Annotated in this window: 25 protein-coding genes; 16 read left to right on the top strand and 9 right to left on the bottom strand. The window is 47.9% G+C overall.

Annotated features, from left to right (window positions below; all coding sequences use genetic code 11):
- The first annotated feature begins 37 nt into the window (after nucleotides 1-37).
- Nucleotides 38-547, top strand: a complete 510-nt coding sequence (locus tag SP90_RS11775) for a Crp/Fnr family transcriptional regulator (protein WP_066856371.1) — start codon at nucleotides 38-40, stop codon at nucleotides 545-547.
- A gap of 583 nt (nucleotides 548-1130) precedes the next feature.
- On the opposite strand, the gene SP90_RS11770 is transcribed toward SP90_RS11775, so the two are convergent.
- From SP90_RS11770 to SP90_RS11760, 3 genes are read right to left on the bottom strand one after another with little or no spacing between them, the layout of a single operon-like run.
- Nucleotides 1131-1745, bottom strand: coding sequence for a C-GCAxxG-C-C family (seleno)protein (locus tag SP90_RS11770; RefSeq protein ID WP_066856368.1), 615 nt, complete (start codon nucleotides 1743-1745; stop codon nucleotides 1131-1133).
- Nucleotides 1732-2223, bottom strand: a complete 492-nt coding sequence (locus SP90_RS11765; protein ID WP_066856422.1) for a rhodanese-like domain-containing protein — start codon at nucleotides 2221-2223, stop codon at nucleotides 1732-1734. The genes SP90_RS11770 and SP90_RS11765 overlap by 14 nt, the downstream gene beginning before the upstream one ends.
- Before the next feature lie 56 nt (nucleotides 2224-2279).
- Nucleotides 2280-2762, bottom strand: coding sequence for a MauE/DoxX family redox-associated membrane protein (locus tag SP90_RS11760; protein ID WP_066856365.1), 483 nt, complete (start codon nucleotides 2760-2762; stop codon nucleotides 2280-2282).
- 153 nt (nucleotides 2763-2915) lie between these two features.
- Between SP90_RS11760 and cbiD the strand changes: the two genes are divergently transcribed.
- From cbiD to SP90_RS11740, 4 genes are all read left to right on the top strand, one after another.
- A complete protein-coding gene (cbiD, locus tag SP90_RS11755) occupies nucleotides 2916-4034 on the top strand; it encodes a cobalt-precorrin-5B (C(1))-methyltransferase CbiD (RefSeq protein WP_231895562.1) in 1119 nt (372 codons plus the stop codon).
- Nucleotides 4035-4078: 44 nt separating this feature from the next.
- Nucleotides 4079-5308, top strand: a complete 1230-nt coding sequence (gene cbiE, locus SP90_RS11750) for a precorrin-6y C5,15-methyltransferase (decarboxylating) subunit CbiE (RefSeq protein WP_066856362.1) — start codon at nucleotides 4079-4081, stop codon at nucleotides 5306-5308.
- A 24-nt stretch (nucleotides 5309-5332) separates the two neighbouring features.
- Nucleotides 5333-6112 carry a precorrin-4 C(11)-methyltransferase gene (cobM, locus tag SP90_RS11745; protein ID WP_066856359.1) on the top strand — a complete coding sequence of 260 codons (780 nt, stop codon included), beginning with the start codon at nucleotides 5333-5335 and terminating at the stop codon, nucleotides 6110-6112.
- Between the two features lie 92 nt (nucleotides 6113-6204).
- Nucleotides 6205-7065, top strand: coding sequence for an AraC family transcriptional regulator (locus SP90_RS11740; RefSeq protein WP_066856356.1), 861 nt, complete (start codon nucleotides 6205-6207; stop codon nucleotides 7063-7065).
- Nucleotides 7066-7148: 83 nt separating this feature from the next.
- Here the strand turns inward: SP90_RS11740 and SP90_RS11735 are convergent, their stop codons facing one another.
- From SP90_RS11735 to mqnE, 3 genes are read right to left on the bottom strand one after another with little or no spacing between them, the layout of a single operon-like run.
- Nucleotides 7149-7994: a menaquinone biosynthetic enzyme MqnA/MqnD family protein gene (locus SP90_RS11735; protein ID WP_066856353.1), complete on the bottom strand. Its 846-nt coding sequence runs from the start codon at nucleotides 7992-7994 to the stop codon at nucleotides 7149-7151.
- A 3-nt stretch (nucleotides 7995-7997) separates the two neighbouring features.
- Nucleotides 7998-9110, bottom strand: a complete 1113-nt coding sequence (gene mqnC, locus SP90_RS11730; RefSeq protein ID WP_066856350.1) for a cyclic dehypoxanthinyl futalosine synthase — start codon at nucleotides 9108-9110, stop codon at nucleotides 7998-8000.
- A gap of 2 nt (nucleotides 9111-9112) precedes the next feature.
- Nucleotides 9113-10237: an aminofutalosine synthase MqnE gene (gene mqnE, locus SP90_RS11725; protein ID WP_066856346.1), complete on the bottom strand. Its 1125-nt coding sequence runs from the start codon at nucleotides 10235-10237 to the stop codon at nucleotides 9113-9115.
- A 295-nt stretch (nucleotides 10238-10532) separates the two neighbouring features.
- Here mqnE and SP90_RS11720 point away from each other — a divergent pair, with 295 nt between their 5' ends.
- Nucleotides 10533-11369, top strand: coding sequence for a 1,4-dihydroxy-6-naphthoate synthase (locus tag SP90_RS11720; RefSeq protein WP_066856343.1), 837 nt, complete (start codon nucleotides 10533-10535; stop codon nucleotides 11367-11369).
- Between the two features lie 353 nt (nucleotides 11370-11722).
- On the opposite strand, the gene SP90_RS11715 is transcribed toward SP90_RS11720, so the two are convergent.
- Both SP90_RS11715 and SP90_RS11710 read right to left on the bottom strand, forming a co-directional pair.
- A complete protein-coding gene (locus SP90_RS11715) occupies nucleotides 11723-12631 on the bottom strand; it encodes a DMT family transporter (RefSeq protein WP_066856341.1) in 909 nt (302 codons plus the stop codon).
- Entirely contained in the window at nucleotides 12631-15030 is a 2400-nt protein-coding gene (locus tag SP90_RS11710) for a tetratricopeptide repeat protein (RefSeq protein ID WP_231895561.1), read from the bottom strand. Before SP90_RS11710 ends, SP90_RS11715 begins: the two co-directional genes overlap by 1 nt.
- A gap of 312 nt (nucleotides 15031-15342) precedes the next feature.
- Here SP90_RS11710 and SP90_RS11705 point away from each other — a divergent pair, with 312 nt between their 5' ends.
- The 6 genes from SP90_RS11705 to SP90_RS11680 all read left to right on the top strand — a co-directional run bounded on the left by SP90_RS11705 (nucleotide 15343) and on the right by SP90_RS11680 (nucleotide 20322).
- The gene (locus SP90_RS11705) at nucleotides 15343-15855 is read left to right on the top strand and encodes a nitroreductase family protein (protein WP_066856338.1); all 513 of its coding nucleotides are present in this window, start codon (nucleotides 15343-15345) and stop codon (nucleotides 15853-15855) included.
- Nucleotides 15855-16481, top strand: coding sequence for an MBL fold metallo-hydrolase (locus SP90_RS11700; RefSeq protein WP_066856333.1), 627 nt, complete (start codon nucleotides 15855-15857; stop codon nucleotides 16479-16481). Before SP90_RS11705 ends, SP90_RS11700 begins: the two co-directional genes overlap by 1 nt.
- A gap of 368 nt (nucleotides 16482-16849) precedes the next feature.
- On the top strand, nucleotides 16850-17485 hold the full coding sequence (locus SP90_RS11695; RefSeq protein ID WP_066856330.1) for a flavodoxin family protein: 636 nt from the start codon (nucleotides 16850-16852) through the stop codon (nucleotides 17483-17485).
- A 17-nt stretch (nucleotides 17486-17502) separates the two neighbouring features.
- Nucleotides 17503-18345, top strand: coding sequence for a ComF family protein (locus tag SP90_RS11690; RefSeq protein WP_066856327.1), 843 nt, complete (start codon nucleotides 17503-17505; stop codon nucleotides 18343-18345).
- A gap of 194 nt (nucleotides 18346-18539) precedes the next feature.
- Nucleotides 18540-19301 carry a DUF4198 domain-containing protein gene (locus tag SP90_RS11685; RefSeq protein ID WP_066856323.1) on the top strand — a complete coding sequence of 254 codons (762 nt, stop codon included), beginning with the start codon at nucleotides 18540-18542 and terminating at the stop codon, nucleotides 19299-19301.
- A gap of 82 nt (nucleotides 19302-19383) precedes the next feature.
- On the top strand, nucleotides 19384-20322 hold the full coding sequence (locus tag SP90_RS11680; protein WP_082936420.1) for a Tim44 domain-containing protein: 939 nt from the start codon (nucleotides 19384-19386) through the stop codon (nucleotides 20320-20322).
- 159 nt (nucleotides 20323-20481) lie between these two features.
- Here the strand turns inward: SP90_RS11680 and SP90_RS11675 are convergent, their stop codons facing one another.
- Nucleotides 20482-21156 carry a response regulator gene (locus SP90_RS11675; protein WP_066856321.1) on the bottom strand — a complete coding sequence of 225 codons (675 nt, stop codon included), beginning with the start codon at nucleotides 21154-21156 and terminating at the stop codon, nucleotides 20482-20484.
- Between the two features lie 291 nt (nucleotides 21157-21447).
- Here SP90_RS11675 and SP90_RS11670 point away from each other — a divergent pair, with 291 nt between their 5' ends.
- The 4 genes from SP90_RS11670 to SP90_RS11655 all read left to right on the top strand — a co-directional run bounded on the left by SP90_RS11670 (nucleotide 21448) and on the right by SP90_RS11655 (nucleotide 24624).
- Entirely contained in the window at nucleotides 21448-21717 is a 270-nt protein-coding gene (locus tag SP90_RS11670) for a phage regulatory CII family protein (protein WP_066856319.1), read from the top strand.
- Between the two features lie 92 nt (nucleotides 21718-21809).
- Nucleotides 21810-22175, top strand: coding sequence for a response regulator (locus SP90_RS11665; RefSeq protein ID WP_066856316.1), 366 nt, complete (start codon nucleotides 21810-21812; stop codon nucleotides 22173-22175).
- Between the two features lie 174 nt (nucleotides 22176-22349).
- Entirely contained in the window at nucleotides 22350-23147 is a 798-nt protein-coding gene (locus SP90_RS11660; protein ID WP_066856313.1) for an HD-GYP domain-containing protein, read from the top strand.
- 10 nt (nucleotides 23148-23157) lie between these two features.
- A complete protein-coding gene (locus tag SP90_RS11655) occupies nucleotides 23158-24624 on the top strand; it encodes a hybrid sensor histidine kinase/response regulator (protein WP_066856310.1) in 1467 nt (488 codons plus the stop codon).
- The last annotated feature ends 3 nt before the right edge of the window (nucleotides 24625-24627 follow it).

The raw sequence follows: 24627 nt of genomic DNA, 5'->3' as shown, positions 1-24627 counted from the left end.
CAACTGAGCAGTACATATTACTATATCAGGAGATACCATGGACAAACATGCACCACCTTGTTGTGAATATGATGAAAACCTAGACTTACTGCTTAAAGCGGATCTCTTCACCAAGATTCCTATTGAACGTCTCCGCACCTATGCGCTACTCGTTAAGCGCATGAATTATCAGGCAGGTGAATTTGTTTTTCATCAGGGAGACTACGACAATAAAGCCTATCTTCTTGTACAAGGCTCTTTATCCATCACACATACATATATTGATAAGTCCCATACACACGGCACTATTTCCCAAGGGCAGGTGTTTGGTACCTTAGCACTTCTGGCAGATACGGAACGCTTGTTTTCTGTGGAAGCCATTGAACCTGCAATGTGCCTCATTCTTCCCCGCCCCAAAGCCTTAACTGAGCCGGATAAGGATCCAGATTCAGCAAAAATATTCATAAAGATAATTACAGAACGTTTGAGTCGCTGGGAAAAAACATGTCTGGTAGAAGCAGCCACCATAGATAGCTGCCCATGCAAATATGGAGTGAGTTTGATCTAAAAAAAGGTAATACGATTATATTACTGGAGTCGACAGCAAAAAATTATTTGCGCACCTCTTTCGCTGAAAGACTGATAACCAGCGGATAAAATTGCGTTTGCACCATAATCCCATTCAATATTCACCAATAAGCACCTGATTTTAACTTGATCTTAGTGTTGGTTGAGTATACAACCTAACTACGCTATCCAACGTAGCGACAAATTTCTCTCTGCAGCACCTTCGGGTGCGCTCATTGCCACTCCAGTCTGTCATCGACTAGCCCGCGTTTGACAGACTGCTTACCGAGAGAACAGCGGTCTTCTCCTCTGTATTTAATATATGCCTGCAACATATATAAGGATCTCTCGGTCGGCGAACCGACTTGCCCACACCATGTCGGTTCGCCAACCCTTTTTATTGTTCCCCGACATCACTATTTGATGACACAAAAAAGCCGTATGCATCACATACGGCTTTTTTGCTCCCTAAAGCACAACGCCTATCCAGCGTGTGCCCCCCAGCGTATTGCAAGCAGTAATAAATTCAGGCTCAAAATTTACTCAGATATACAACCTGAACAATCCAGCTAAAAAACTACATCTTACCTACCTGCATCACCCAAACACTTTTGAAAAACACTACGCAGCATATTCCCGACCCTCAGCCCCAGCACCTGTGCTTTTGTCAGCGCAGGACGCGATACTGTGTCTGATACTATGCCACCGCGCTCTGCAATAATAATACGTGCCGCCAACTCAGCAGCCTCTCCTGTGAGCATTGTGCACTGAGCAAAATGCTTTGCAGAATCATGCTTCACTTTACGTGTCAGACTGCGGCAGCAACTTGATTTGTGGCGCTGTACAAAGGCATCATGCAACTTTTTTCCGCAATCGCGTGCATGGGCATTGCTTGTGGCAACCTGCCCTTTTCCCGTAAACATCCCTACGGAAGCAAGTCCACCGGCAAGAGCACCGCACATGCAACCGGAATTCCCTACGCCCACGCAAAAGGTAGAACCAATATTAATGGCCTCTTCTTCTGAAAGAGAACCGTCAAATGCTTCGTTCAACGTTACCATGACTGCCTCAGCGCATAGCAACGCACGGGTTTCAAATAAATTTTCCGCCTGAAGCTTCAGTCGTTCAACAACAACTTCCGCTTCAGGCGATAATTCAGCATCAATAACTGATGCTGTGGCGTATCTATTTAACTTCATCTACTGGGTATCCGGCTTCTTTCCATGCTTTAATACCGCCCGGGTGACGATATACATTGGTGTAGCCAAGCTTACGTGCCCATGCGGCACCATTATGAGAACGAGTACATTTTACGAACCCGCAATAAAACACGAGCATACGATCTTTGTCTGCACCCAGCAGAGCTTCAAAATCTTCCTGTGTCTTGCCGGCAGTTTCTTTGGTATCCCATTCTACCATATCCGGAATAGGGAATAAGAACTGCTCTGCTCCTGGAATGTGATTCTTTTTGTATGATGCCTCATACGGCATTGTATCGATCACAAGCAGATCGCCTTTTTTGAGTGCATCAGAGAGCTCCTGAGTGGATATGACCTTATAGTCGCCTCGCTGTACTTCCTTTGCCAATTTTATGGCCTTACCTTCCAGCTCGACTTCTGACTCGCCTATTCCCAGAAAACCGCTCAATAGTACCACACCTGCCAACACAACACTCATAATAAGCAATTTACGCACAACACACTCCAATTCTCAGTACAGCTTAGTAGTAAACATTACAAAATTTTTTCTGCCGACCGCTTCTGGATGGACGATACAAACAGAAAGCAACAGGCAAGCAATAAGCCCGCATCCCGAATAAACGCATCCTTCAACGCGCTACCGTCATCATACCCTGCTGGAAGCTCTCCAGGCGAAAAACACCCGCAGTCCGCTATCACCAGCCCTTCATACATGGCATAGCCAAGCACTCCCATAAACAGCACCGTCATGCCTGTTACTGCTGCAAGACTTCCGCGTACATTCAGAACAAGTCCTGCCCCCGCTAAGACTTCCAAAGACGGCAACCCTACAGCCACATATGGAAGCAACCAAAGCGGAACAAGATCAAACTCTTCAATGATGAGCGCAAACCCTCGTAAATCCCAGAATTTGGATGCTCCTGCATAAATGAACACTCCTCCAAGAAAGATGCGCACAGCCAGAACAAAAACAGGACGTTGAAAAACGCGCAGCACAGTATTGTTGGACACACTCATACTATTACGGTATCACGCTGAACTTTTTAATCAAATCGATAATATGCATTGTAAACAAGGATATGTATCACGTTTATCTATGATAACAATCACGAAGAGTAGACGTTTTTACAAGCTAATGTTTTTGCAATTTACCGCACTCAACAGTATACCATGGAAATGGCAGAAAAGAGACTACGCGAAGGTTATACAACAGGTTCATCAGCAGCGGCTGCAGCAGGAGCTGCACTCAGGCTTCTCCTTATGCAGGAACGTCTTGAATCGCTTGAGATACCGCTCCCTCCGTTTCTACAGGAAAACGGTGCGACTGATGCGCCTAATGCACGGCTGAATATTCCCGTTCACACTGTTCGCCTCACCAATGACGGTGCTATGGGCAGCGTCATTAAAGACGGAGGAGACGATCCGGATGCCACCAATGGCTTGCACATTGAAGCACACGTCTCCCTCTTGCCGGACGCAGACAAGATCATACTTGAAGGCGGTAAAGGGATAGGCAAAGTGACGCTTCCCGGGCTTCCTGTGCCTCCGGGCAATCCCGCAATTAATCCTGAACCGCAGGAACAGATTAAGGCGGCAATACGCGAGGTATGCTCCAAAGCTGGCTACAATGGCGGTGTGCTCGTACGCATCGAGGTGCCCCGAGGTGCAGAACGTGCCAAAAATACGATGAATGCCAGACTCGGTATTCTCGGAGGTATATCTATCCTCGGCACCAGAGGGACAGTTAAGCCATACAGTCACAGCTCGTGGAAGGCGACCATCCTGCAAGGTATGGATGTTTCCCTTGCAGCAGGTGCTGAATGCATAGGCTTTTCAACAGGACGTCGCAGCGAACGCCTGCTGATGGAAGCTCTGCCGGACTGGAAAGAACTGGCCTTCATACAGGCGGCAGACTTTGTACAATTTTCACTGGATGCCGCAGCTAAAAAGGGTATCACCTGCGCAGCATGGTCATGCTTTTTCGGAAAACTGGTCAAACTGGCGCAAGGGCACGCCTACACCCATGCTAAAACTGCTCCGGTCGATTTTATCAAACTTGCTGAATGGTGCCGCGAAGCAGGTATTGCAGAACACCTTCTTCCTGAAATTGAAGGAGCAAATACCGCACGACAGGTTCTTGAAATAATAAGCACAGATCCCCATAAAGATACTGCTCTGAAACATATTGCAACCATTGCACGTGACACAGCGCAAATGTGGGCAAAAAATAACATTAAAATCACTGTTTATTTGTTTGATTTTGATGGTACGCTGCTTACTGTTGTGTAACGTGTAACCGAAGCTTTGCTACTGGAAACCTGCCGGGAGGGATTATGCCTATTCATGTTGTCGGTCTTGGAATAGACCCTGATACACTTCCTGAGATTCATGAACAAATTATTACGACTGCTGACGTGCTTGTAGGCGGTAATCGACAATTGGAATCATACTCCAACCTCAATGCAGAGAGGATTCCGGTTACGGCACCGTTGTCTGATGTTTTTGAAGCAATGGCGTCCAGATACAACGCCCGTAAAGAAGTAGTTGTTATTGCGGACGGTGACCCGCTCTTCTTTGGAATCGGCGACCGTATCATTAAAGAGTTCGGTTCAGATAATGTCATCGTTCATCCGAATACTGCTACAGTGCAGGCCATTGCCAGCAAAGCAAAAGTCTCGTGGCAGAATATGCGCATGGTTTCCTTACACGGACGCCGCGACTACACTCCGCTGTACACAGCGCTTATGCAGTGTGACCACGTCACGGCTCTCACAGATGACACAAACATTCCTGCTGTTATTGCCCAGAAGCTCGTAGACAGAGGTGTCAGCTGGTTCCGCATGCATATTTTTGAAAAAATGGGCACTGCTGATGAGTGCATCACAGTCTGCACTTTGGAAGAAGCAAGTACCCGTACCTTTGCCAGTCTTAACGCGGTACTGCTGGAACGCACCGGTTCACCGGACAAACCGCTCCGTTTGGGCATTCCCGACTCACACTATGCAACAGAGAATCAATTAATCACAAAACGCCCAGTTCGCACGGCATCCCTCGGCATCCTTGAACTGGAGCCACACCACATCATGTGGGACATCGGTGCCGGAAGCGGCTCTGTCAGCATTGAAGCAGGCCACCTCCTCACTAAAGGTGGTGTGTTTTCCGTTGAGCGTAAAAGCGAACGGGTAGATATTATTCGCGAGAATCGTTCAAGGTTCGGCGCAATAAATGTCGATATCCAGCACGGTGATGCACAACAATGTATTGAAGACTTTCCCACACCGGACAGAATTTTTATGGGTGGCGGGTTAGGCTCAGACAGCACTCTACTTGCCCCCTTGTGCGAGCGCCTGCGCGACGGTGGGCGTATTGTTGTAAACTGCACCCTGCTCTCAAGCCTTGAAACAGCAAAAGAGTATTTCAAAACGCTTGATTGGGAATATGACGTCACGCTTATTCAGTCTGCCGATTCCCGTCCACTTGCCGGAGATATCCGGCTGGATAGCATGAACCCGATTTTTATCATCAGTGCGCACAAGCCTGTGCCTGAAAAACAACCAGATTAGATAGACACACTACACGGACTACATATGACGACCACACGTTCTGAATGGAAAACTGCACCGGTATGGTTTATCGGCGCAGGCCCGGGTGACCCTGAACTCATCACGCTTAAAGGCGCGCGCATGATCGCGGAAGCTGACCTTGTTTTGTATGCCGGTTCTCTTGTTCCACCGATCATCGTCGAAGGTGCAAAAGAATCCGCTACCATCATGGATTCTGCCCCGATGAATCTGGAAGAAACACATACAGCTGTTATGGAGACAGTCCGCAAAGGCGGTACCGTTGCCCGAGTCCACACAGGCGATCCCAGCCTGTATGGCGCCATACGGGAACAAATGCGCTTACTGGATAAAGAAGGAGTCGGCTACGGCACTATTCCGGGAGTTACAGCTAGTTTTGCAGCCGCAGCAGCATCGGCGACATCCCTGACTGTTCCTGAAGAGTCCCAGTCCGTCATCATCACCCGACTGGAAGGTCGTACCCCTGTGCCGGAAACCGAAAAACTGCGGGACATGGCAAAACACCGTTGCGCAATGGCTGTCTACCTTTCAGCTGCGCACCCTGAACGTCTTGTTGAAGAGTTACGCGCAGGCGGGCTTGAGGATGAGATTGTTGTTGTCATTGCCTATCGCGTGGGCTGGCCGGATCAAAAAATTATCCGCACGACCATAGGCAACCTGTGCGCATCAGTAGCAGAACATAACCTCAACCGTCAGACTGTCTTTCTGATCTTGCCGGGTGAGGATAATGAAGAACATTTTTCCAAACTCTACGATGCAGGATTCCTGCATGGATTCAGAAGCTAACGTACACCAGACGGGCAGGGTTCACCCCCTGCCCGTTCTTTTTCTAAAAAACGGTCAAGAAATGCATCACGTCAGGTGGTAATTATACCCGCATGAACACGAAAAAAGTACCTATCCGCGAACGGATAGCACAGTCACAACGCTACATTGAAGAGCATCTGGACAGCTTTGTCTCTTTAGACTTGCTGGCAGAACAATGCGGGTATTCCGCGCTCTACTTCCACTCTCTTTTTACTGGGATAGTAGGAGAAGGTGTTAAAGAATATCAACGCAGACTCTGCCTGCAACGTGCAGCAAACCAACTACTTTTTTCCGAAACATCGATTATGGATATTGCTCTGGACGCAGGGTACGAATCGCAGGAAGGCTTCTCTCGCGCATTCAAAAAGCGGTTCACCCTCTCACCATACAAATTCAGGAAGCTGCAGCCTGACTACAGTTCCCTGATTGGAGGCAGACTGATGCATTCCACTGCGCAGACCATTTCTTCACCACCTGTCACAATAAAACACTGTAATCCTATTAACGTAGCCGCAATACGCCACATCGGGCCATATGCAGAGTGTGGGAAGGTATATCCAGTCTTATGCAACTGGGCGCGGGAAAACGGGCTTTATGGTACATATCGACAAGTAATCGGTACAAGCCACGATGATCCACGAACAACTCCCGCAGAAAAACTACGCTATGATGGCTGCATGGAAATACCGGAAGATTTCCACGTTACCGGTGAAGCTAAAAAGATGATTATTCAAGGCGGAAGATATGCCTGCTGTGTTCATAAAGGCTCCTATCGCGATATACCCAAAACATTTGTCGCCATGCTCAGCAGCTGGTTTCCAGATTCAGGCGAAGAATTAACAATAAACCCGCCACTTGAAGTGTATCTTAACTGTCCATCAATCACCGCAGAAGAAGACCTTCTCACAGAGTTACGTATTCCCCTTGCGTAACCTCTTCCCCGCAAGCAAATCACGCATAAAAAAAGGGCTGTCCCAAACGTGGGACAGCCCTTTTTCATAATTTATATACAAGATCAGCATGTGTGCTCATAAAATTCAAGCTCAGGTGCAAAAGGAATCTCCTTTGCATCAGCAAGACGCTTCAAGAACAGACGCAGTCCCTTTTGCTCTTCTTCACCAAGATCATACACAAGACTTTTGAAGTACTGAGTAAGTCCTTCTGTATCCATGTACCCTGCTTTTTCTGCAAGGCTGATAACGTGCTGTATATTGTCGTCGCCCCACTGCTTTGCTTTTCTGAACAGCTCCGCAGGGTCTTGTGAGAAACAACCGGACTCTACAGATTTACGGGAAACAATCCACACCCCGAAAATAAACGGAAGTCCTGTCCATTCGCGCCATGCTTCACCAAGATCAAGGCGGTACGGATAGCGCTCATCATTAGCAAGACGCAGTGCCTCGTCACCGATGCATAACGCCGCAACTGGCAGTTCACCACGGTCGATGTAATCAGAAACAGAACCTGTTTTGTACGACACATCCTGTTTAAGACAATCACGAAACAACATGCGCAGCAATGCAGCAGAGGTATGCGACTGGGCTGTGGTCAGAATTTCTTCCCCTTCCAGCTCTGAAATCGGCTTCTGGCTTATAAGCAGCACGCTCATAACAGGGCCAGCGCTTCCGATGGCAATATCCGGAAGCAAGTAATATTTTTCAGGATGCCGTGCATATTCAAATGAAGAACAGGAAGACACATCAAGAGTTCCGGCTTCCATCTGTTCATTCAACTCCGCAGGAGTACCGTAAACAAGCTCAAAATTTTCTCCAAGCTCCCCAGATTCCAGCGGATGATAAATAGGCAGCACATTAAGGTAGCGGATACGACCGACCCGTACTTTCTTTTTCGATTGCTGCACTACTTAGGCTTCCTTGTCTTCTACAAGAGTGTAGTTCATTGTCCGCTGCTTTGGCGTAAATCCGGCAGCTTCAACAATGGAATGAATTTCTTCACGGGTGAGACGGAAAGAGGTACCTGCCGCCGCAACAACATTTTCTTCAATCATCAGTGAGCCAAAGTCGTTGGCACCGTATGAAAGAGATAACTGTGCGATTTCTGGCCCCATAGTAACCCATGATGCCTGAATATTCGGAATGTTATCCAGAACAATGCGGGACATAGCAAGCACGCGCAGGTATCCGGAGCTTGGCTCAGGTCTGCATGTAATATTGGTGTTACCCGGCTGGAATGTCCACGGGATGAATGCTGTAAATCCGTTTGTTCTGTCCTGCACCTCACGTACAGCAAACAGATGTTCCAAACGATCTTCAAGCTTTTCTTCATGACCGAACATCATGGTCGCCGTCGTATTCAGTCCCTGATAATGCGCCTCTTCCATCACAGCAAGCCAGCGTGTTGCGCTGCACTTATTCGGGGAAACACGTTTGCGGACTTCGTCCACAAGAATTTCTGCGCCACCACCCGGAATGGAATCAAGTCCTGCTGCGCGAAGACGGGCAATAACATCTTTTACCAGCAGCTTTTCATTCTCTGCAAAGAACACAATCTCCGGCGGAGAAAATGCATGCACGTGGATAGAAGGATATGTTTTTTTAATCCAGCGGATCATATCCTCATAGAATTCCATGGTCAGGTCAGGATGATGTCCTCCCTGCATGAGAATTTGAGTACCACCAAGTGCAATGGTCTCTTCAATCTTCTGGCCAAGTTCTTCACGGGAAATAACATAGCCGCCATCAGTCTCAGCTTTATCCGGTGCAACAAAAAATGCACAGAAGCGACATGCGCAGCTACAAACATTGGAGTAGTTGATATTGCGGTCTGCAACATATGTCACAATCCGCTCAGGATGTTTTGCAAAACGAACTTCGTTGGCAAGATGCGCAAGGGTGTGCAGGCTGGCTTCATTATATAGAACGCTTGCTTCACCACGGTCTATCCGCTCACCACGAAGTACTTTTTTAGCAACTTCCAATACGGCGTCGTTTTCATGAAACGGGCTGTGGACAAACATACCTACGCCTCCTGCTTATCAGTAACAGGCTTAAAGAAGCTGTTACGGCGTACCGGATTAAATCCGGAACGGGAAATCATCTCTTCCAACTGCGGAATCGTCATAGCCTGATCAGACTGTGCACCAGCATCATGGCCGATCTTTTCTTCAACAATAGTACCGTCAAGGTCATCAGCACCATAGTGAAGTGCTGCCTGCGCAAGCTTAACGCCAAGCATGACCCAGTACGCTTTAATATGCGGAATATTATCAAGCATAAGACGGGAAACCGCGATAGTACGCAGCTTATCAAGACCGGTATGCTTGCCTTTACGCTCTTCCGGCAGCTCAAGCATGCTGTTTTCCGTCAAAAACGGAAGTGGAATAAAGCAGGAGAACCCGTTGGTTTCATCCTGAAGTCTGCGCAGCTTGTCCAGATGATCGAGACGATCATCAATGGACTCAAGATGTCCGAACAGCATTGTACAGTTGGAGGTAATACCCAACTTATGCGCCTCACGTGCAACATTGAGCCATTCCTCACCAGTTGCTTTACGCGGACAAATTTTTTCGCGGACTTCAGGTGCAAAAATTTCAGCACCACCACCCGGCATAGCTTCCAGACCTGCTGCTTTCAGACGTTCAAGCACTTCCTGAGTTGTACAGTTTTCCAGCTCAGCAAAATGCGCAATCTCAACAGCAGTAAATGCTTTTACAACAATACCGGGATAGGTTTCTTTTATGCGGGAGATAGCTTCTTCAAAAAAGCTCAGCGGCAATTTAGGATGACAACCGCCTACAATATGCACTTCGTCATATGGAAGACCGTCCTGTGGATCAAGCTTGGCAACAATATCGTCTATGCTGAGACGAAACGCGCCTTCCTGCTCGTCCTGCTCCTTCTGATACGCACAAAAAAGGCAGGCATTTACACATACATTTGTGTAGTTAACATGGCGGTTCAATACATAATACGCAGAATCCCCATGCATGCAGGTGCGTGCATGATGCGCCAGTGCGCCAAGGGCGTTTATGTCTTCACAGGCGAACAGCTTTCTACCGTCTTCAATGGACAGACGTTCACCGTTCATAACCTTTTCAAATACACTGCCCAGTCCGAGACGGGCATAGTAACCAGCATCTAACATAATCACGGTCTCCAGATGTCTACTAAAAGAACCACGCTCTCTGCGTTATCAAAAGACAGTATCAGTATCTTGATGTACTGCTGCTGCCGCTGTATACGAGGCAAATCGAACGTTCCAATTTACCGTAAATCAATGCAGAGTATATAATACATACGGCAACATGTGCATGTGGTCTTCGGCGGGCTGAGTATCTGCTTGCATGCGAGCTATGTCAACCGTAAGAATAACTACACACAAGCCGCACAGCGTGCGTTTTTATCGAACACTATGCTCCCGTACACCGGAGGTTATCATTATGCAGTTAGAACTAGGCATTTCTCCCTGCCCGAACGATACATGGATTTTTTTCGCCCTTGCGAACAAGAAAATTGCAATGCCTTTCGACATCAGCATGTACATGGCAGATGTCGAGGATTTAAACCTCCGCGCACGCAAAGGCGATATTGCAGCAACCAAGCTTTCGGTCGCCGCCATGACAGACTGCCTTGATAATTACATTCTTCTGCGAACAGGCGGGGCACTCGGCAGAGGTTGCGGGCCTATCGTCGTAACCAAACAGGACACATGCTTCCAGTCCGCACGTGAAGCAGACAAAAAAGTTGCCATCCCCGGCAAACTTACTACAGCCAACATGCTCCTCTCCCTTAATAACTCCCTAAAAGGGGAGCGAGTGGAAATGCTTTTTGACGAAGTAATGCCAGCCGTGCAATCAGGCGCGGTTGATGCCGGTGTCGTCATCCATGAAGGGCGCTTTACCTACGAGAATTTCGGACTCAAAAAAGTTCTCGATCTCGGACAATGGTGGGAAAATACAACAAACCTGCCGCTGCCGCTCGGTGCCATCGCTATCCGCCGAGACCTAGGAATGGAAACCGCCCGCCAGCTTGAAAAAGCTATCCGCGCAAGCCTTGCCTACGTGCGCGAACACCCAGATGAAGCCACCGCATACATCAAAGAGCACGCACAAGAAATGGATGACAAAGTCATCAAAGAGCACATCGCCACCTTCGTAAACGACTTTTCCATGGAACTCGGTGCAGACGGCGAATACGCAATTCAACTCCTGCTGGAAAAAGCATTCGAAATAGCAGGCAAGCCAATGCCTGATCTGCCAATTTTTGTGACAGAGTAATTTCCTAAAAAGCTCTTCGCAGCTATTGCCTCCGGCGGCGCTTATCAGCGGGATGCCTTCGGCGACCAGCAGAACCTTTTAAAAAAGGTTCTCTGGACTCTCCAAAAACTTTTACTCGCGATGCTAGCCCGTTTTTACAGTAGCCTCGCGGCTTTGTCCCCACTACCTTTCAAAGGTATAAGGCTGTCCTTTAAATAAAGGACAGCCTTTTTTATTACAGAAAGTTAGCTGCTACGCGGCTTCCAACATCATAAAGAACGGACTGGTTCGCGTATACTCGGGGTCAAGGGGACGCGTCCCCTTGCGGGGGTGCAGGGGGCAGAGCCCGCCTGCCCGTCGGAGACACACCAACGCTATGCAGTCTCTTTAGTCACAGCCTGCTGCCCGTAAATCCCCATGCCTATGGCAAAGAGAACGAGTGCTACGCCGAAAAGCCCGTAGGTTCCGGTTGGCCTGTTAAATAACACAACATCCCAAACGAATGCGAGTGCTGGTTGCAACAGCATGAGTAAACCTGCAATGGCAGCTGGTAAGTTTGGGAGGCCTTTTGAAATAAACGCCCATCCGATGCCTTGGCAGAACACACCGTACATAATGAGATACAGCCAGTCATGCGGGGTGGTGATGGCAAAGGAATCACCAGTGCTGTACATGGAAATGCCCACACTCAACGCTGTGAGTAAGGAGATGATCCCCATGTTGGCAAAAAGCGGTAACTTTTTTTCTGTCGACTGGGACTGGCGAAGGCAGATTAAATAGCAAGAATACGAAAGTGCTGTCAGGATACCGAAGAAGAGCCCCCAGAGGATATGGGAATACATTTGGTTTATATCAAGGCCGATCAAAAGGAACAGCCCGATGACAGCTAATGGCAATGCTACGATTAAACGTTTTGAGATAATTTCTTTAAACAGTATGGCACCGAATGCTGCTGTGGCGAATACTTGCAGGTTACCAAGGATTGTTGCCAGTCCGGGGCCTACATAGCCAATCGAACGATGCCAGCATTGCAGGTCAATGGCAAAAAAGACTCCGGTTAACGCCACGAGCCCCCATATTTTTAACGGGACAGATATTTTTTCCCGTCTGGCAATTGAGATAATCATCAGGGTGATCCCGCCAAAGAGGACGCGATAAAATGCCGAACTGTCCGGCGATACGGTGGTCAGTCTTACGAGCACCGGAGAAAAACTGATGATAAGCGCGCCGATGGGTACCGCAATGTATGGCGATGCAAAAAACGACTTCAATTGTTGAAGCACTATAATTCCCCTGCTTTCACAAGCGCCTGATGCGCTTCCTGTTTCTTACCACATGCTTCAAGCGCACGGGCAAGCTGGAGCCAAGCTCCTTTAAAATCCGGTCGCAGTGCTGCGGCCTGTCGTGCCAGTACTTCTGCAATCTCAGGGTCTTCACCCCCATCGAGATACAGACGCGCCATAAGCTCAAGTGCTACTGCATCCTGCGGATTGTACAACAATGCCTGATGAAGATGTTCACGGGCTTTATCCGGTTGTTCTTCTTTCATACAGAGGCGGGCAAAGTTACGTTCCACGAGAGGTTTATTTTCTTCAAGCGCACGGGCTTTTTCAAAAAACATACGTGCGGTTGCAAAGTCATTCTCCATTTCATTCACCTGTCCAAGACGGATGAGGGAAAAGAAGTGTTCTGCATCATGTGCAAGGCAGTCATCATAATATTGCCGTGCTGCATTGAAATTTCCCAGCGTTTGCGAGATGTGCCCAAGGTTGTACAAGGCCATTGTGTCATGTGCATCACGAACCAATGCACCTTCAAAATGTTTTCGCGCCTCTTCTTTACGCCCTAATCCCGCATAACAAACCCCTAAGGAGTTCCATGCCATGGTGTTATCTTCGTCAGCAAGCAAGGCACGCTTGTACTCCTCAATTGCCCCGAAGGAATCGTTTTTGGAATAGAGCTTGTCTGCACTGATGTTCAACGCAAGCGAATCAAGAATTCCCACCCGTGGTTCCGGGAGCAGCATGGCGTATTCAAGTGCTTTAAGGCAGCACTCCAATGCATCGCCTTTACGGTAATCCAGATACGGATAACAGAAGACACCCACAGCTGCTTCTATTCCAAGATTTGCTAACAGGCGCACGCATAATTCATTAAAGAGCACCTGTACAAACTCCGGCTTGCCTTCCGGATAAAAGCAAATAAGAGAATTAAGACCGTACCTGCCGCCAATCATATCGCTGCCCAGAATATCGCGGCACAGCTGAGTTGCTTCCGCTAAAATCTGCTCCCCTGCCCCACCGGTATCATGCGGCATGCGGGAAAGACGTATTAGGGCAAGAGCAAAAGAGTCAGTCTGTTCCCGTTCCTTGGTAAAGCGGGCAATAAAATCTCTATGCTTATACAATCCGGTTAAGGCGTCTGTCTGCTCCTCTTCAGAGCTTTGCGACACAGCAACGCCTATTCCTTTTTCTTCTGGCAGCAGTTTGATGGTATCTGTCGGAGCAACAGCCCATGTAGGATCACCAAGATGCATTATCTCTGCCACTGATTCTGTTTCACGCACCTCCATCAACACAAGCTCCCCTTTGTACAAAGGGTGGCGTTTTATCAAGGAATCGGGAGAAACGCCGTCTGCATATTTGGAGTCATAATTACATGACCACACGGAAAAACGCTGGCCTTCACGAGCACCCATGGACATGCCCACATCAACAACCACACGGCTGACTGGCAGAACTTCGCGAACAGTTCCCCCTTCATGCAGTAGACGGGTAAACCCAAGGACATGCGGGATGGTGAGGAGTTCTCCGAGGCGCTTGGCAACTTCAGCACTTATGCGGGCTTTTCCCAACAGAATACGGCTCTGCTCGTTACTATTCAGTTCAAACTGAGCGCCTTCAAAATCCTGTGGAAACGCTGCATAGCCTGCGGCAATATCAACACCGACTCTGTGTTCAGTTATGTCGTGGACTTTCTGAATGGAGCGCAGGGTACGCACTGCTTCTCCGGCGATTTTTCTGCACACGCTCGAGGTTCCGGCAGGTACAAGAATGGCGTATTCATACTCTGCGCTATTGCACACAAGAGCCTGCTCCGGTGCTATTGAAGACAAGGCATCTGCAAACTGCACAGCCAACTCTTCGGCAAAAAGATGTCCGAACTCTGTTGCTACGGAACGCAAGCCGGAAAGATCAAGAAGCACTACGCCAACAGAAGCACGATATTCTTCACTCCCCGCAGTACGCGGTTCTCCGGAAGGATGAAAGCCTTCACGGATCATGCGCAGTTCACGGTTTGTCGCGTGATACAGATAGTCACGGGTAAAAAGTCCGTTTTGCGCATTCGTGATACTGGATTTCACCCCTTGTATTTTTTCAAGAGCCAGCGTTGCCACAGCAGGAAGCATCTCAAGGAGCGTCTTCGGAGCGCGAAGCGACACACCACGGGCAACAAACTGCCCGTAAAATTTGTTATTCATGACAAGAGGCAGCAAAAGTTTTTTTTCTTTTGCATCCCATACAGCCTCAAGGCTTTGAATCTTTCTTGGGAAATACAGACTGTACGATGAAAAATTGATAATAGATTTGACCGAGTCAGCAAGCAGATGCTCATACGTGATAAGATCATATCTACTTAACTGTGTCCGCTCCGAATTCAGAATATCTATTTGCGCTTTCATAACCATTTTTTATACATGGGTTACACCACAAAGAAAAGCACCGGTTGCATTTTGCGTTGATTTACAGAAGACTACACTCTGTATTCTGCACAGTCCGGTTTGTGGAAAGAAAATGAGAAACTGGAAACAACAGACGGTACACTCAGGGTACGGCAATTCAATGCAAACCAAGCACGTTACGGCTGTCACAGGCAACTGTGTATTGTATTGTCAAAGCACAGACTCTGATTTGCCATTGCTCTTATGATACGTTGTTATGTCCAGACATATCCATCAATGACGTTGAGCATATTTTTTTGATAAGGAGACAGCATGTCCAACCCTGTCCTTGCTGCACTGCAAGAGCGTCGCAGCATACGAAAATTTACTGACCGAACTATCACACGTGATGAAATCACTGCCATGCTGGAAGCGGGTCGCTGGGCTCCCAGCGGAAAAAACAACCAGCCGTTCCGCTTTATTGTCATCAATACAGATGACCCGCGTATGGCAGGATTAGCCGATTGCACGATCTACTCACATATCGTAAACAATGCACCGCTTATGATCGGTGTTTTTCTCGATAAAAATAGCCTGTATCATGAGCTTAAAGATCATCAGTCTGCCGGTGCCTGCATTCAGAACATTATGCTTGCAGCACATGCTCTCGGCCTTGGTTCTGTCTGGCTGGGACAAATGATGAATAATGCAGAACAGGTACTTGATGTTCTTTCCCTTGATGCTGCCAATTATGAATTCATTACATTTATTGCCATCGGCGAACCTGCGCAGGAAGGCTCTTCCTCACGCAAACCGCTGGCAGATATTATGCTGGAGCCATTTTAATGCAAGTAAAAACATTTCCATTAGGACCACTTGAAACCAACTGCTATGTTCTGTTTCACGAAGGAAAAGCTATTGCAGTTGATCCTGGCGGAGAACCTGATTCCGTAGTTGAGTTTCTCAAAAAAGAAGGACTCACGCTCACGCACATCCTCATTACGCATTTCCACTTTGACCACTTATACGGTGTAAAAGCATTGCAAGAAGCAACTGATGCAGTCGTTATCGGCAGCAGTGGCGATGCAGCTCTTCTCGATTCCGAGGTAGGTCAAGGCGGTATGTGGGGATTCCCGAAAGTTCCTGCATTCAGCTTCACCCCTATCAACGAAGGGGAACATACATTCATGGATCTGAACTGTAAGGTACTGGCGACCCCGGGGCACTCTGCCGGAAGCCTCTCTTTCTACTTTGCAGATGCAGCTGTTGTCTTTGTGGGCGACCTGTTATTCTACCGCGCAATCGGTCGTACCGATCTTCCTGGCGGTGATTTTGATGTGCTGAAACGCTCTGTCACAGAAAAAATCTTCGCACTCCCACCTGAAACCGTAGTATATTCAGGACACGGCCCTCACTCATCAGTCAAAGATGAAGAGTTGAACAACCCGTACTTTTCTGATTTCAAACGATAGTGTCCTTGTTCAGGCACAGCCTGCTGTGCCTGAACAAAAAAAGTAATGCGGCAACCTGCCGGTTACACACAGTCTTTAGGAAACACAGGGGGTAACATGCCTACACATACAGCAAGCACCGACACCACTGTCGCTGATTTACGCAAGATATGCTGAGGACTTGGCGTCGAGATAAGTTTCTATCTCGGAGTTCAGAAGAAAGACAGGGTACTTTTTTTACTTCCTGCGCGAAGCCATGTTGCACTTGAATATGCCGTAGAAAGATATCCTGAATGGCACTGCGAAATTCAGACAGACGACCATACTGAACTTTCTGCAGTGTGCACACGCACCGCCTCAAAACGTACCGATTAGCTTAAGGAGTTCTCATGCCTGCACCGCAATCATTTGCAAACGCTCTTCAAATTCTGGGTTGCAGTGCCCGCAAAAACGGCAACTCTGATTACGCGGCAAAACTGTTTGCCCAAGGGTACGAAGCAGCCGGTGGCAAAACACAGACTCAGTACATGCGTGACTATACAGTCCGCCACTGTACCGCCTGTGAAGCATGCGCTGCAAAGGGCAGCAAGGGGTGCGTTCAGGAAGGCAAAGATGACAGTTCTGTGCTCTATTCCATGCTCATGGAAGCGCCTGCATTGTGCATTACGTCCCCTATTTATTTCTACCACTTACCGTCCATCTTCAAAACATTCATCGACCGCTGCCAATGTTTCTGGTTCAGACACCATAACCGCGATCCGTACATTCTTTCGCTTCCACCACGAAAAGCATACGTCTGTCTTGTGGCGGCACGCCCTGTTGGAGATCAGCTTTTCCACTGTTCCCTGCTGACACTCAAATACTTTTTGACTCCGCTCAATATTTCACTTGCAGAACCGCTTCTTATCTATGGCAAAGACGGGCCTACGGAACTGGAAAACGACTCTGCAACGGTTGAGCGTATTCTGGAGTACGGCAGAGCGGCGTATGCCGGCAGCATTCCGCCTCTTACTAAATATAAATAGTCTCTGGACAACGCAACATGCATAGCATCCTGACACTGCTGGCCAGTACTGCAACCTTTCTAGGAATAGACGAAGTCCGCTGTGTTTCATGCTTTACGCCTTATTCGCCAGCAACCGAAATTTCATTCCGCTCCCTGTATGAGAGCGGAGAGTCAGCTCCTGAACTTTCTACCGCTCGCACATCACGTTTCCATAGCAGCCCGCCGCAACTGTGCTCCGCATGTTTAAAGCAACTAGCACCACGGACACAAGGATACTGTCCTGACTGCGGCATGCTCTATGCGAAAGCAATTGGCAGCCCTTCTCGCTGCTCCTCATGCATGATTGCTCCACCCCCTTGGACGCGCATCACGCTTTATGGAGGCTATGAAGGATTACTGCGCGAACTGCTTCTTAAGCACAAATTCCACGGCAGGCTGGATGCAGGGCTGACTCTTGCCCGCCTCCTGACAAGCATCTACCAGCCTGCGGCACATCCTCCAGCCGCAGTTGTTCCGGTTCCATTGCACGAAAAGCGCCTGCTCCAGCGCGGGCATAACCAAAGTATGCTCAGCGCAAAACTTATTGCACAAAAAATACAAACTCCGCTCATGCCGGAACTTTTGTACAGATCCAGAGAAACGACCCCGCAAGCAACCTTACGTAAAAAAGACCGTGCGCAGAACATCTCCGGTGCCTTCACCGCGCGCCTGCCCCGATCATTACACGGCGCACATCTTCTTCTTGTTGACGATATCGCCACCACAGGTGCTACCTTGCATCAAGCAGTACACCCGCTGCTGCAGGCAGGAGCCGGTTCAGTTGAGGTTGCCATCATTGCTAAAACTCCAGAACCGGAACATTCCACTCCCTTATCATAAGCAAGTTGCCGTTCAGGTCGATAAGCAGTTGTTGATTCTGTGCCAGCATGTTCAACTGCCCGCACTCGAACATATCCATACCAGTAGCACCATTTCACCTCTGTTACTTTCTTGGTGACACGATTATTCAATTCGTGTAACCAACTCCTAGGTGTCCAATTCGACAGATCTTTTTTGACCTAACAGGAGCAGCTATGCGCACAATTATTCTCACATTTATTGCCTTTATGCTTGTTGCCAGTCCGGCATTTGCCCATTTCGGAATGGTTATTCCAGACAACAATGTTGCCACACAGGAAAGTCGCAGCACCAACCTTGCGCTTTCATTCTCTCACCCGTTTGACGGCATCGGCATGCCGCTTGAAAAGCCAAAGCAGTTTTATGCTTTGGTTAACGACGAGAAGATTGATCTGCTTCCTGAGCTTACTGAAACCACCATTATGGATGCACCTGCATGGAAAACAAATTACCGCTTCAAGCGTCCAGGTGTGTACCAGTTCATCATGGAACCAAAACCTTACTGGGAACCTGAAGAAGACTGCTTCATTGTTCACTACACAAAAGCATATGTAGCTGCTTTCGGTTCTGAAGACGGATGGGACACGCCAGCAAGGCTGCCTATGGAAATTGTTCCGCTTAGCCGCCCGTACGGCCTGTACGTCGGCAGCAGCTTCACAGGTCAGGTTCTGAAAGACGGAAAGCCGGTTCCAAGCACCATTGTTGAATATGAATTCTACAATAAAGACGGCTACAAAAGACCTACAGAATACCACGTTACCATGGTTGTCAAAACAGACAAGAACGGTGTGTTTACTGTTACATGCCCTAAAGCAGGCTGGTGGGGCTTTGCTGCACTCACCACAGCTGACTACACAATGGTTGTGCCGGATGCCGGCGAAAAGCCTGTTGAGTTAGGCGCTGTTACATGGATTAAAGTAGACGACTTTAAAAAGTAACAATGTTTGAGGCATCTGTCCCCTTGACGGATGCCTCAATATAGTTACATGGTACGGGTATATTCTTTACAGGGAGAACCCTATGAAAATGATCCGTCCTGTTGCCTTACTCCTTATCCCGATTCTGGCTGCTGTGTTTGTTATCGGCATGTCAGAATTTGCCGACGCCAAACGCTTCGGCGGGGGGAGGTCCTTCGGGAGTAAGCCAATGTTCAGCAAGAGCTTCTCAAAGCCCGTACCTAAGGCTCCGCTGAACCAAAACAAATCCGCTTTTAACAACACAAAGCAACCGCGCCGAGGTCTCTTTGGAGGCATGGGCGGCATGCTTGGCGGTCTTCTTGCCGGTAGCTTACTTGGCTCCCTCCTCTTTGGCGGCGGCTTTGGTGGCATCGGTTTTTTCGACATTATCCTGCTAGTCTTAGCATTTTTCTTTCTCCGCAAAATGTTCCGGTCACGACGAATGGAATCGCAGCAATCTGCATATCAGGCCGGAGGACAAGCAAACTACAGCCAGCAACAATCCTATGCACCGCAGCAGGACGATTTCTCGACCATGAAGCGTCAGGCACAGGATGCGTGGTCAAACCTGCGCAGCACACCGGCAGGCGGAAGCCATGCTCAAGATGTTCAGCCTGAGGTTGTTACACCGGCCGGTTTCGACACTGAAGACTTCCTTGAAGGTGCCAAGGTGGTATTCAACCGCTTGCAGCAAAGCTGGGACAGCCGTGACCTTGATGACATCAAGCAGTTCACGACGCAGGAAGTCTTTGAGTCCATCAAACAGCAGGCAAAAGAAGACCCTACTCCGTCCCGTACCGAAATCCTTATGTCCAATGCCCGTCTTCTCGAAGTAAAAGAAGACGCAGAAGGCATTCTCGCCACTGTATACTTCGATGTGCTCATGCGTGAAGATGCATCAGCACAGCAACCGGAGCAGGTGCGCGAAGTATGGCATTTCCTTAAAAGCAACAAAGATGACTCCATGTGGTTGCTCGACGGTATCCAGCAGTTGGAAAACTAGTCACACTCCACAACACAATACGAGAAAAGGGGAAGTACCGGTAACGGTACTTCCCCTTTTGTGTTAACAAACTTCGGTAGACAGACTGAAACAAGTCTAAGCAAGCACCAACGTGCTGAGTCATCATCAATCTATCTTTTGCTTTTCAATGGCTTTGCTCTACGCACTTAGCTCAGGCTTTTTAAAAATTACCCCTTGCTGTGCAGCAAATTCCCGAAGCTCTGCCGCAGAGTGCACACAAAGCTTCTGCATAAGGTTAGAGCGATGTTTTTCGACTGTCTTAATGCTTACAACCAGCATCTCAGCTATTTCCCTACTTGTGTAGCCTTCTGCTACAAGCTGGAAAATTTCCTCTTCACGAGGTGTCAGGTCTGCCAACGGTGAACCTGCCTCGGCATTTCCACTGCCATTCAAGTATCCTCTGATAACATTACTGGCCACTCCGGGAGAGATATAGGTCTTTCCATCCATAATGCTGGTGACTGCAAGCAGAAATTCTTCACTGGTGGCATCTTTGAGAATGTAGCCGTCGGCTCCGGCTGATAGCGCAGAATGAACATAATCGTTGGCATCATACTGTGTGATAACAAGAATCTTAATTTCAGGAAGAGTACGTTTAATGATTTTTGTTGCTTTTAAACCGTCCAGTTTAGGCATTGACAAGTCCATCAACACCAGATCGACCTTCAGAGTTTCGCACAACTCTACTGCCTGATACCCGTCGCTTGCCTCCCCGACTACCTCAAAGCCTTCAAACGTTAGTAATAATGATTTCAGCCCTTCACGCAATAACACATGATCTTCAGCTAAAACAACATGATACAACTCTTCCATTAAAACGCCTGCCTTTAGGTTTACCCCCAATACTCAGACACAAAAAGTTAACACACCACTGCAAATAAGACGCTAAACCGCCTTACTTCCTATCATTATAGGAGTAGTAATCAGGCTATACCCTACCATAAAAATACGGATACTCTCAATACAAAAATACAGCATGCGCCTAATTCACGCATCACGAACTATGTGGTCTATTTTGTATCAGAGTAGGAGAGTATCCGCGGGACCTCACAACGATCGCGGATATATGGTAATTCGTCTAACTTTGATAGTAAGGATGGCCTTATGAGAGAAACTGTAACTCGCGTGACACAAAACATGGTTCTAGGCGCACGGCAGTCAAAATGGGTAGCAGAGCAAATCGGTAAACCATATCCGACAATGATGCGTGAATTAAATCCGTACGACCAGAGTGCTAAGCTTGGTGCGGATACTCTGCTCGACATCATGCGTGCCACTAAAGACATTACTGCTCTCGAATTTATGGCTAAAGAGCTTGGCTATGAGCTTAGCCCTGTTGCCCTCGAAGCAGATCACCCCTTTACTGACGAGTAATAAAAACATTTTTCATGTTATGCTGTCAGACGGTCTGATATGATCGTCTGACAGCTTTTTTCTTTTCTACGGACAAGCTCACGGAGAAAGACATGAAAAATATACTGATTGCTGATGATCGCCCTGAAATACGAACCCTTGTGCGTATTACGCTCTCCAGTGACGGCTATCAGGTTACAGAATGTCAAAGCGCTCCTGAAGCTGTTGCCCTTGCCAGACAAACTCCGCTCAGCTGTATCATCATGGATATAGACATGCCGGGTGAATACGACGGACTGACCGCCATTCAAAAGCTTCACGCAGATCCCGCAACTGCTGATATTCCTGTTATTATGCTCACCGGTTCAAAGAAATTGCAGGACAAAAGCCTGCAGGCCGGCGCAGTAGCCTATCTTACCAAGCCATTCAGCCCTATCGATCTGTTAAAAAATATTCAGCAAGCTGCACAACGCTCATAGTCCTGTTGTCTTCTACTAACAGCCTGCCAACATTACGCCACTAAATACCTGTTATACATCCATTCTCATAGTACACGGACAATGGTGCCGCATATGATTAACAACAGCGCCTACCCTTAGCTTAGCTCCATGTTTATGGCGCAGTACGGCAACCATGCATAAAAGGAATATCGTATGTCCAAAAGTGATACCTGTGAGACAGAAATTCAAGAAGCATACAAGCAGCTCATAGTCTACGCTGAAGATTTACATACAACGATCAATCTGCTGAAAGAATCTCATTTTGATCTGGAGATGGCATATCTTGATTCCGTCAACAGACTTGCACAAGCTGTTGAATATAAAGATGAGGCAACAGGAAACCATGTCTCCCGTATTTGTTTTTTCAGCGCTATTCTTGCTGATGCTGCCGGCCTGCCCTGCGAACATGTCATGAGAATCTACAATTCAGCAGCCATGCATGATGTAGGAAAAATAAGCATACCGGATGCAATCCTTCTTAAACCGGGCCCACTGACTGCCGCTGAATTCGAAACAATGAAAAGCCACACAACAGTTGGCGCTAAGCTATTGGCAAACTCTAAATCAGACCTGCTGGAAACCGGACGCATCATTGCCCTGACGCACCATGAAAAATGGAACGGAACAGGGTATCCCAAAAATCTTGCCGGTACTAACATCCCCATAGAGGGCCGCACTGTTGCCCTAGCAGATGTGTATGATGCCCTGCGCTCAGAACGGTCATATAAGCCAGCTTTTTCATGGAAAAACACCGCAGCAATCCTTACTGAAGAAGCCGGACATCACTTTGACCCTCACCTTGTAGAACTCTTTTTTGCCAATGCCGATAAAATTCAGCATGTGGACTCAATACTTCGCAGCAAGGGAAAACAGGACATCAACGCCCTTCTCGGAGAAGTTCTGCCCATTTGTGATGTATCCGCCTGCACATCTGTAACCTCCATCCTCTAACGGTATTGGAATGAACACGGAGAAAACTCAATACATCCTCATTGCAGAAGAAAATGAAGAGATGGCGCAAAAGATGAAGCAAGGAATCGAAGCAACAAGCAGCGTCCCATGCCTTGTTGCCGTTTCTTCATCCGAAGCCTTTACTCTTGCCTCCCGCTACAGCGATCAATTACAGCTTGCCGTGCTGGATACTTCCTTAGCCGATATTAATGAAAGTCTGTTCTACGTCACAGCTGAACAAAGTATACCTACGCTTCTTATTACAGATAGCAATAATGAAGCCTGCTCAGCCTGTGTGCTCTCCCCGACCATCATAGATTCAATCCTTAAAACGAGAGATGTCCTCAACAACGTGGTTGAAGCTGTACAACGCTTGCAGAAGAATCGGGAAACATATGTGCTTATTGTGGACAGCTCTGCCTCCATCCGCCATTACATGTCGCACCTGCTTTCCAACTACATGCTCAATCCTGTCCCGGCACAGACCGGCTGCGAAGCCATGCATCTCATGGAGCAGTACAACTTCTCACTGGTACTCATTGATGCAAACATTTCGGACATGGCAGGATTTGAACTGACCCGTATCCTACGCGAAAACCATCCACCGGAACGCACATCCATCATTGGAATTTCAGGCAATACTGACCTGCATATCTCGGCCATGTTTCTTAAAAACGGCGCTAACGACTTTCTTAATAAACCGTTCAAGCGTGAGGAGCTGTATTGCCGGATAATGCAAAACCTCAAAATGACCGAGTTGCTTAGTCACCTTGAACAACTGAATATGGTGAAAAATAAAATGCTCGGCGTTGCTGCTCATGACCTCGTTACGCCCATTACTGGTATTCAAGGCCTATCATCTCTATTCAAAGAAGGTCATGCAGGTGAATTAACAGCTCAGCAAAAAGAAATTGCCGATGCTATCCACAACGCCAGTGACGACATGCTTACACTGGTTACAGACCTTCTGGACGTTTCAACAATAGAAAGCGGCCTGCTTTCCATTACAAAAAAAACGTTCAAGCTCAGTGACGTTGTTACTCAGCGCATTGCCCTGACAGGGCTGTCTGCCTCCCGCAAGTCCATTGCGATCCATCAAAATCTGGAACCTGATCTGCACGTTACTGCTGATCCGAACCGCATTGCACAGTTGCTGGACAACCTGCTTTCCAATGCAGTTAAATTCTCTGACCACAACACAACCATCCATATCTGTACCAAACGGACTGACACCTGCATCCAGCTCATAGTACGGGACGAAGGCCCAGGCATAGCAGAGGAAGAGCAACACGAACTTTTTACGCCGTTTTCAAAAGGAAGTGCTGTGCCTACCGGAAGTGAATCAAGCCACGGTCTCGGATTACACATAGTAAAGCGTATTGCTACCGCCCATAATTGTAGTGTAGATGTAGCCAGCACATTAGGCAGCGGCACCGAATTTACAATCAACTTCCCTATGGAAGATGCACCTGAATAACTT

It is taken from the genome of Halodesulfovibrio spirochaetisodalis, assembly GCF_001672295.1.
Classification (GTDB): domain Bacteria; phylum Desulfobacterota; class Desulfovibrionia; order Desulfovibrionales; family Desulfovibrionaceae; genus Halodesulfovibrio; species Halodesulfovibrio spirochaetisodalis.
Note: the sequence above shows the minus strand (reverse complement) of the source record. Positions and strands in the feature narration are given on the sequence as shown.

What these genes read in the sequence shown, in the direction of transcription:
- SP90_RS11775 (WP_066856371.1), top strand. Translation starts at nt 38, where the DNA reads ATGGACAAACATGCACCACCTTGTTGTGAATATGATGAAAACCTAGAC.
- SP90_RS11770 (WP_066856368.1), bottom strand. Translation starts at nt 1,745, where the DNA reads ATGAAGTTAAATAGATACGCCACAGCATCAGTTATTGATGCTGAATTA.
- SP90_RS11765 (WP_066856422.1), bottom strand. Translation starts at nt 2,223, where the DNA reads ATGAGTGTTGTGTTGGCAGGTGTGGTACTATTGAGCGGTTTTCTGGGA.
- SP90_RS11760 (WP_066856365.1), bottom strand. Translation starts at nt 2,762, where the DNA reads ATGAGTGTGTCCAACAATACTGTGCTGCGCGTTTTTCAACGTCCTGTT.
- cbiD (WP_231895562.1), top strand. Translation starts at nt 2,916, where the DNA reads ATGGAAATGGCAGAAAAGAGACTACGCGAAGGTTATACAACAGGTTCA.
- cbiE (WP_066856362.1), top strand. Translation starts at nt 4,079, where the DNA reads ATGCCTATTCATGTTGTCGGTCTTGGAATAGACCCTGATACACTTCCT.
- cobM (WP_066856359.1), top strand. Translation starts at nt 5,333, where the DNA reads ATGACGACCACACGTTCTGAATGGAAAACTGCACCGGTATGGTTTATC.
- SP90_RS11740 (WP_066856356.1), top strand. Translation starts at nt 6,205, where the DNA reads ATGAACACGAAAAAAGTACCTATCCGCGAACGGATAGCACAGTCACAA.
- mqnC (WP_066856350.1), bottom strand. Translation starts at nt 9,110, where the DNA reads ATGTTTGTCCACAGCCCGTTTCATGAAAACGACGCCGTATTGGAAGTT.
- mqnE (WP_066856346.1), bottom strand. Translation starts at nt 10,237, where the DNA reads ATGTTAGATGCTGGTTACTATGCCCGTCTCGGACTGGGCAGTGTATTT.
- SP90_RS11720 (WP_066856343.1), top strand. Translation starts at nt 10,533, where the DNA reads ATGCAGTTAGAACTAGGCATTTCTCCCTGCCCGAACGATACATGGATT.
- SP90_RS11710 (WP_231895561.1), bottom strand. Translation starts at nt 15,030, where the DNA reads ATGAAAGCGCAAATAGATATTCTGAATTCGGAGCGGACACAGTTAAGT.
- SP90_RS11705 (WP_066856338.1), top strand. Translation starts at nt 15,343, where the DNA reads ATGTCCAACCCTGTCCTTGCTGCACTGCAAGAGCGTCGCAGCATACGA.
- SP90_RS11700 (WP_066856333.1), top strand. Translation starts at nt 15,855, where the DNA reads ATGCAAGTAAAAACATTTCCATTAGGACCACTTGAAACCAACTGCTAT.
- SP90_RS11695 (WP_066856330.1), top strand. Translation starts at nt 16,850, where the DNA reads ATGCCTGCACCGCAATCATTTGCAAACGCTCTTCAAATTCTGGGTTGC.
- SP90_RS11690 (WP_066856327.1), top strand. Translation starts at nt 17,503, where the DNA reads ATGCATAGCATCCTGACACTGCTGGCCAGTACTGCAACCTTTCTAGGA.
- SP90_RS11685 (WP_066856323.1), top strand. Translation starts at nt 18,540, where the DNA reads ATGCGCACAATTATTCTCACATTTATTGCCTTTATGCTTGTTGCCAGT.
- SP90_RS11680 (WP_082936420.1), top strand. Translation starts at nt 19,384, where the DNA reads ATGAAAATGATCCGTCCTGTTGCCTTACTCCTTATCCCGATTCTGGCT.
- SP90_RS11675 (WP_066856321.1), bottom strand. Translation starts at nt 21,156, where the DNA reads ATGGAAGAGTTGTATCATGTTGTTTTAGCTGAAGATCATGTGTTATTG.
- SP90_RS11670 (WP_066856319.1), top strand. Translation starts at nt 21,448, where the DNA reads ATGAGAGAAACTGTAACTCGCGTGACACAAAACATGGTTCTAGGCGCA.
- SP90_RS11665 (WP_066856316.1), top strand. Translation starts at nt 21,810, where the DNA reads ATGAAAAATATACTGATTGCTGATGATCGCCCTGAAATACGAACCCTT.
- SP90_RS11660 (WP_066856313.1), top strand. Translation starts at nt 22,350, where the DNA reads ATGTCCAAAAGTGATACCTGTGAGACAGAAATTCAAGAAGCATACAAG.
- SP90_RS11655 (WP_066856310.1), top strand. Translation starts at nt 23,158, where the DNA reads ATGAACACGGAGAAAACTCAATACATCCTCATTGCAGAAGAAAATGAA.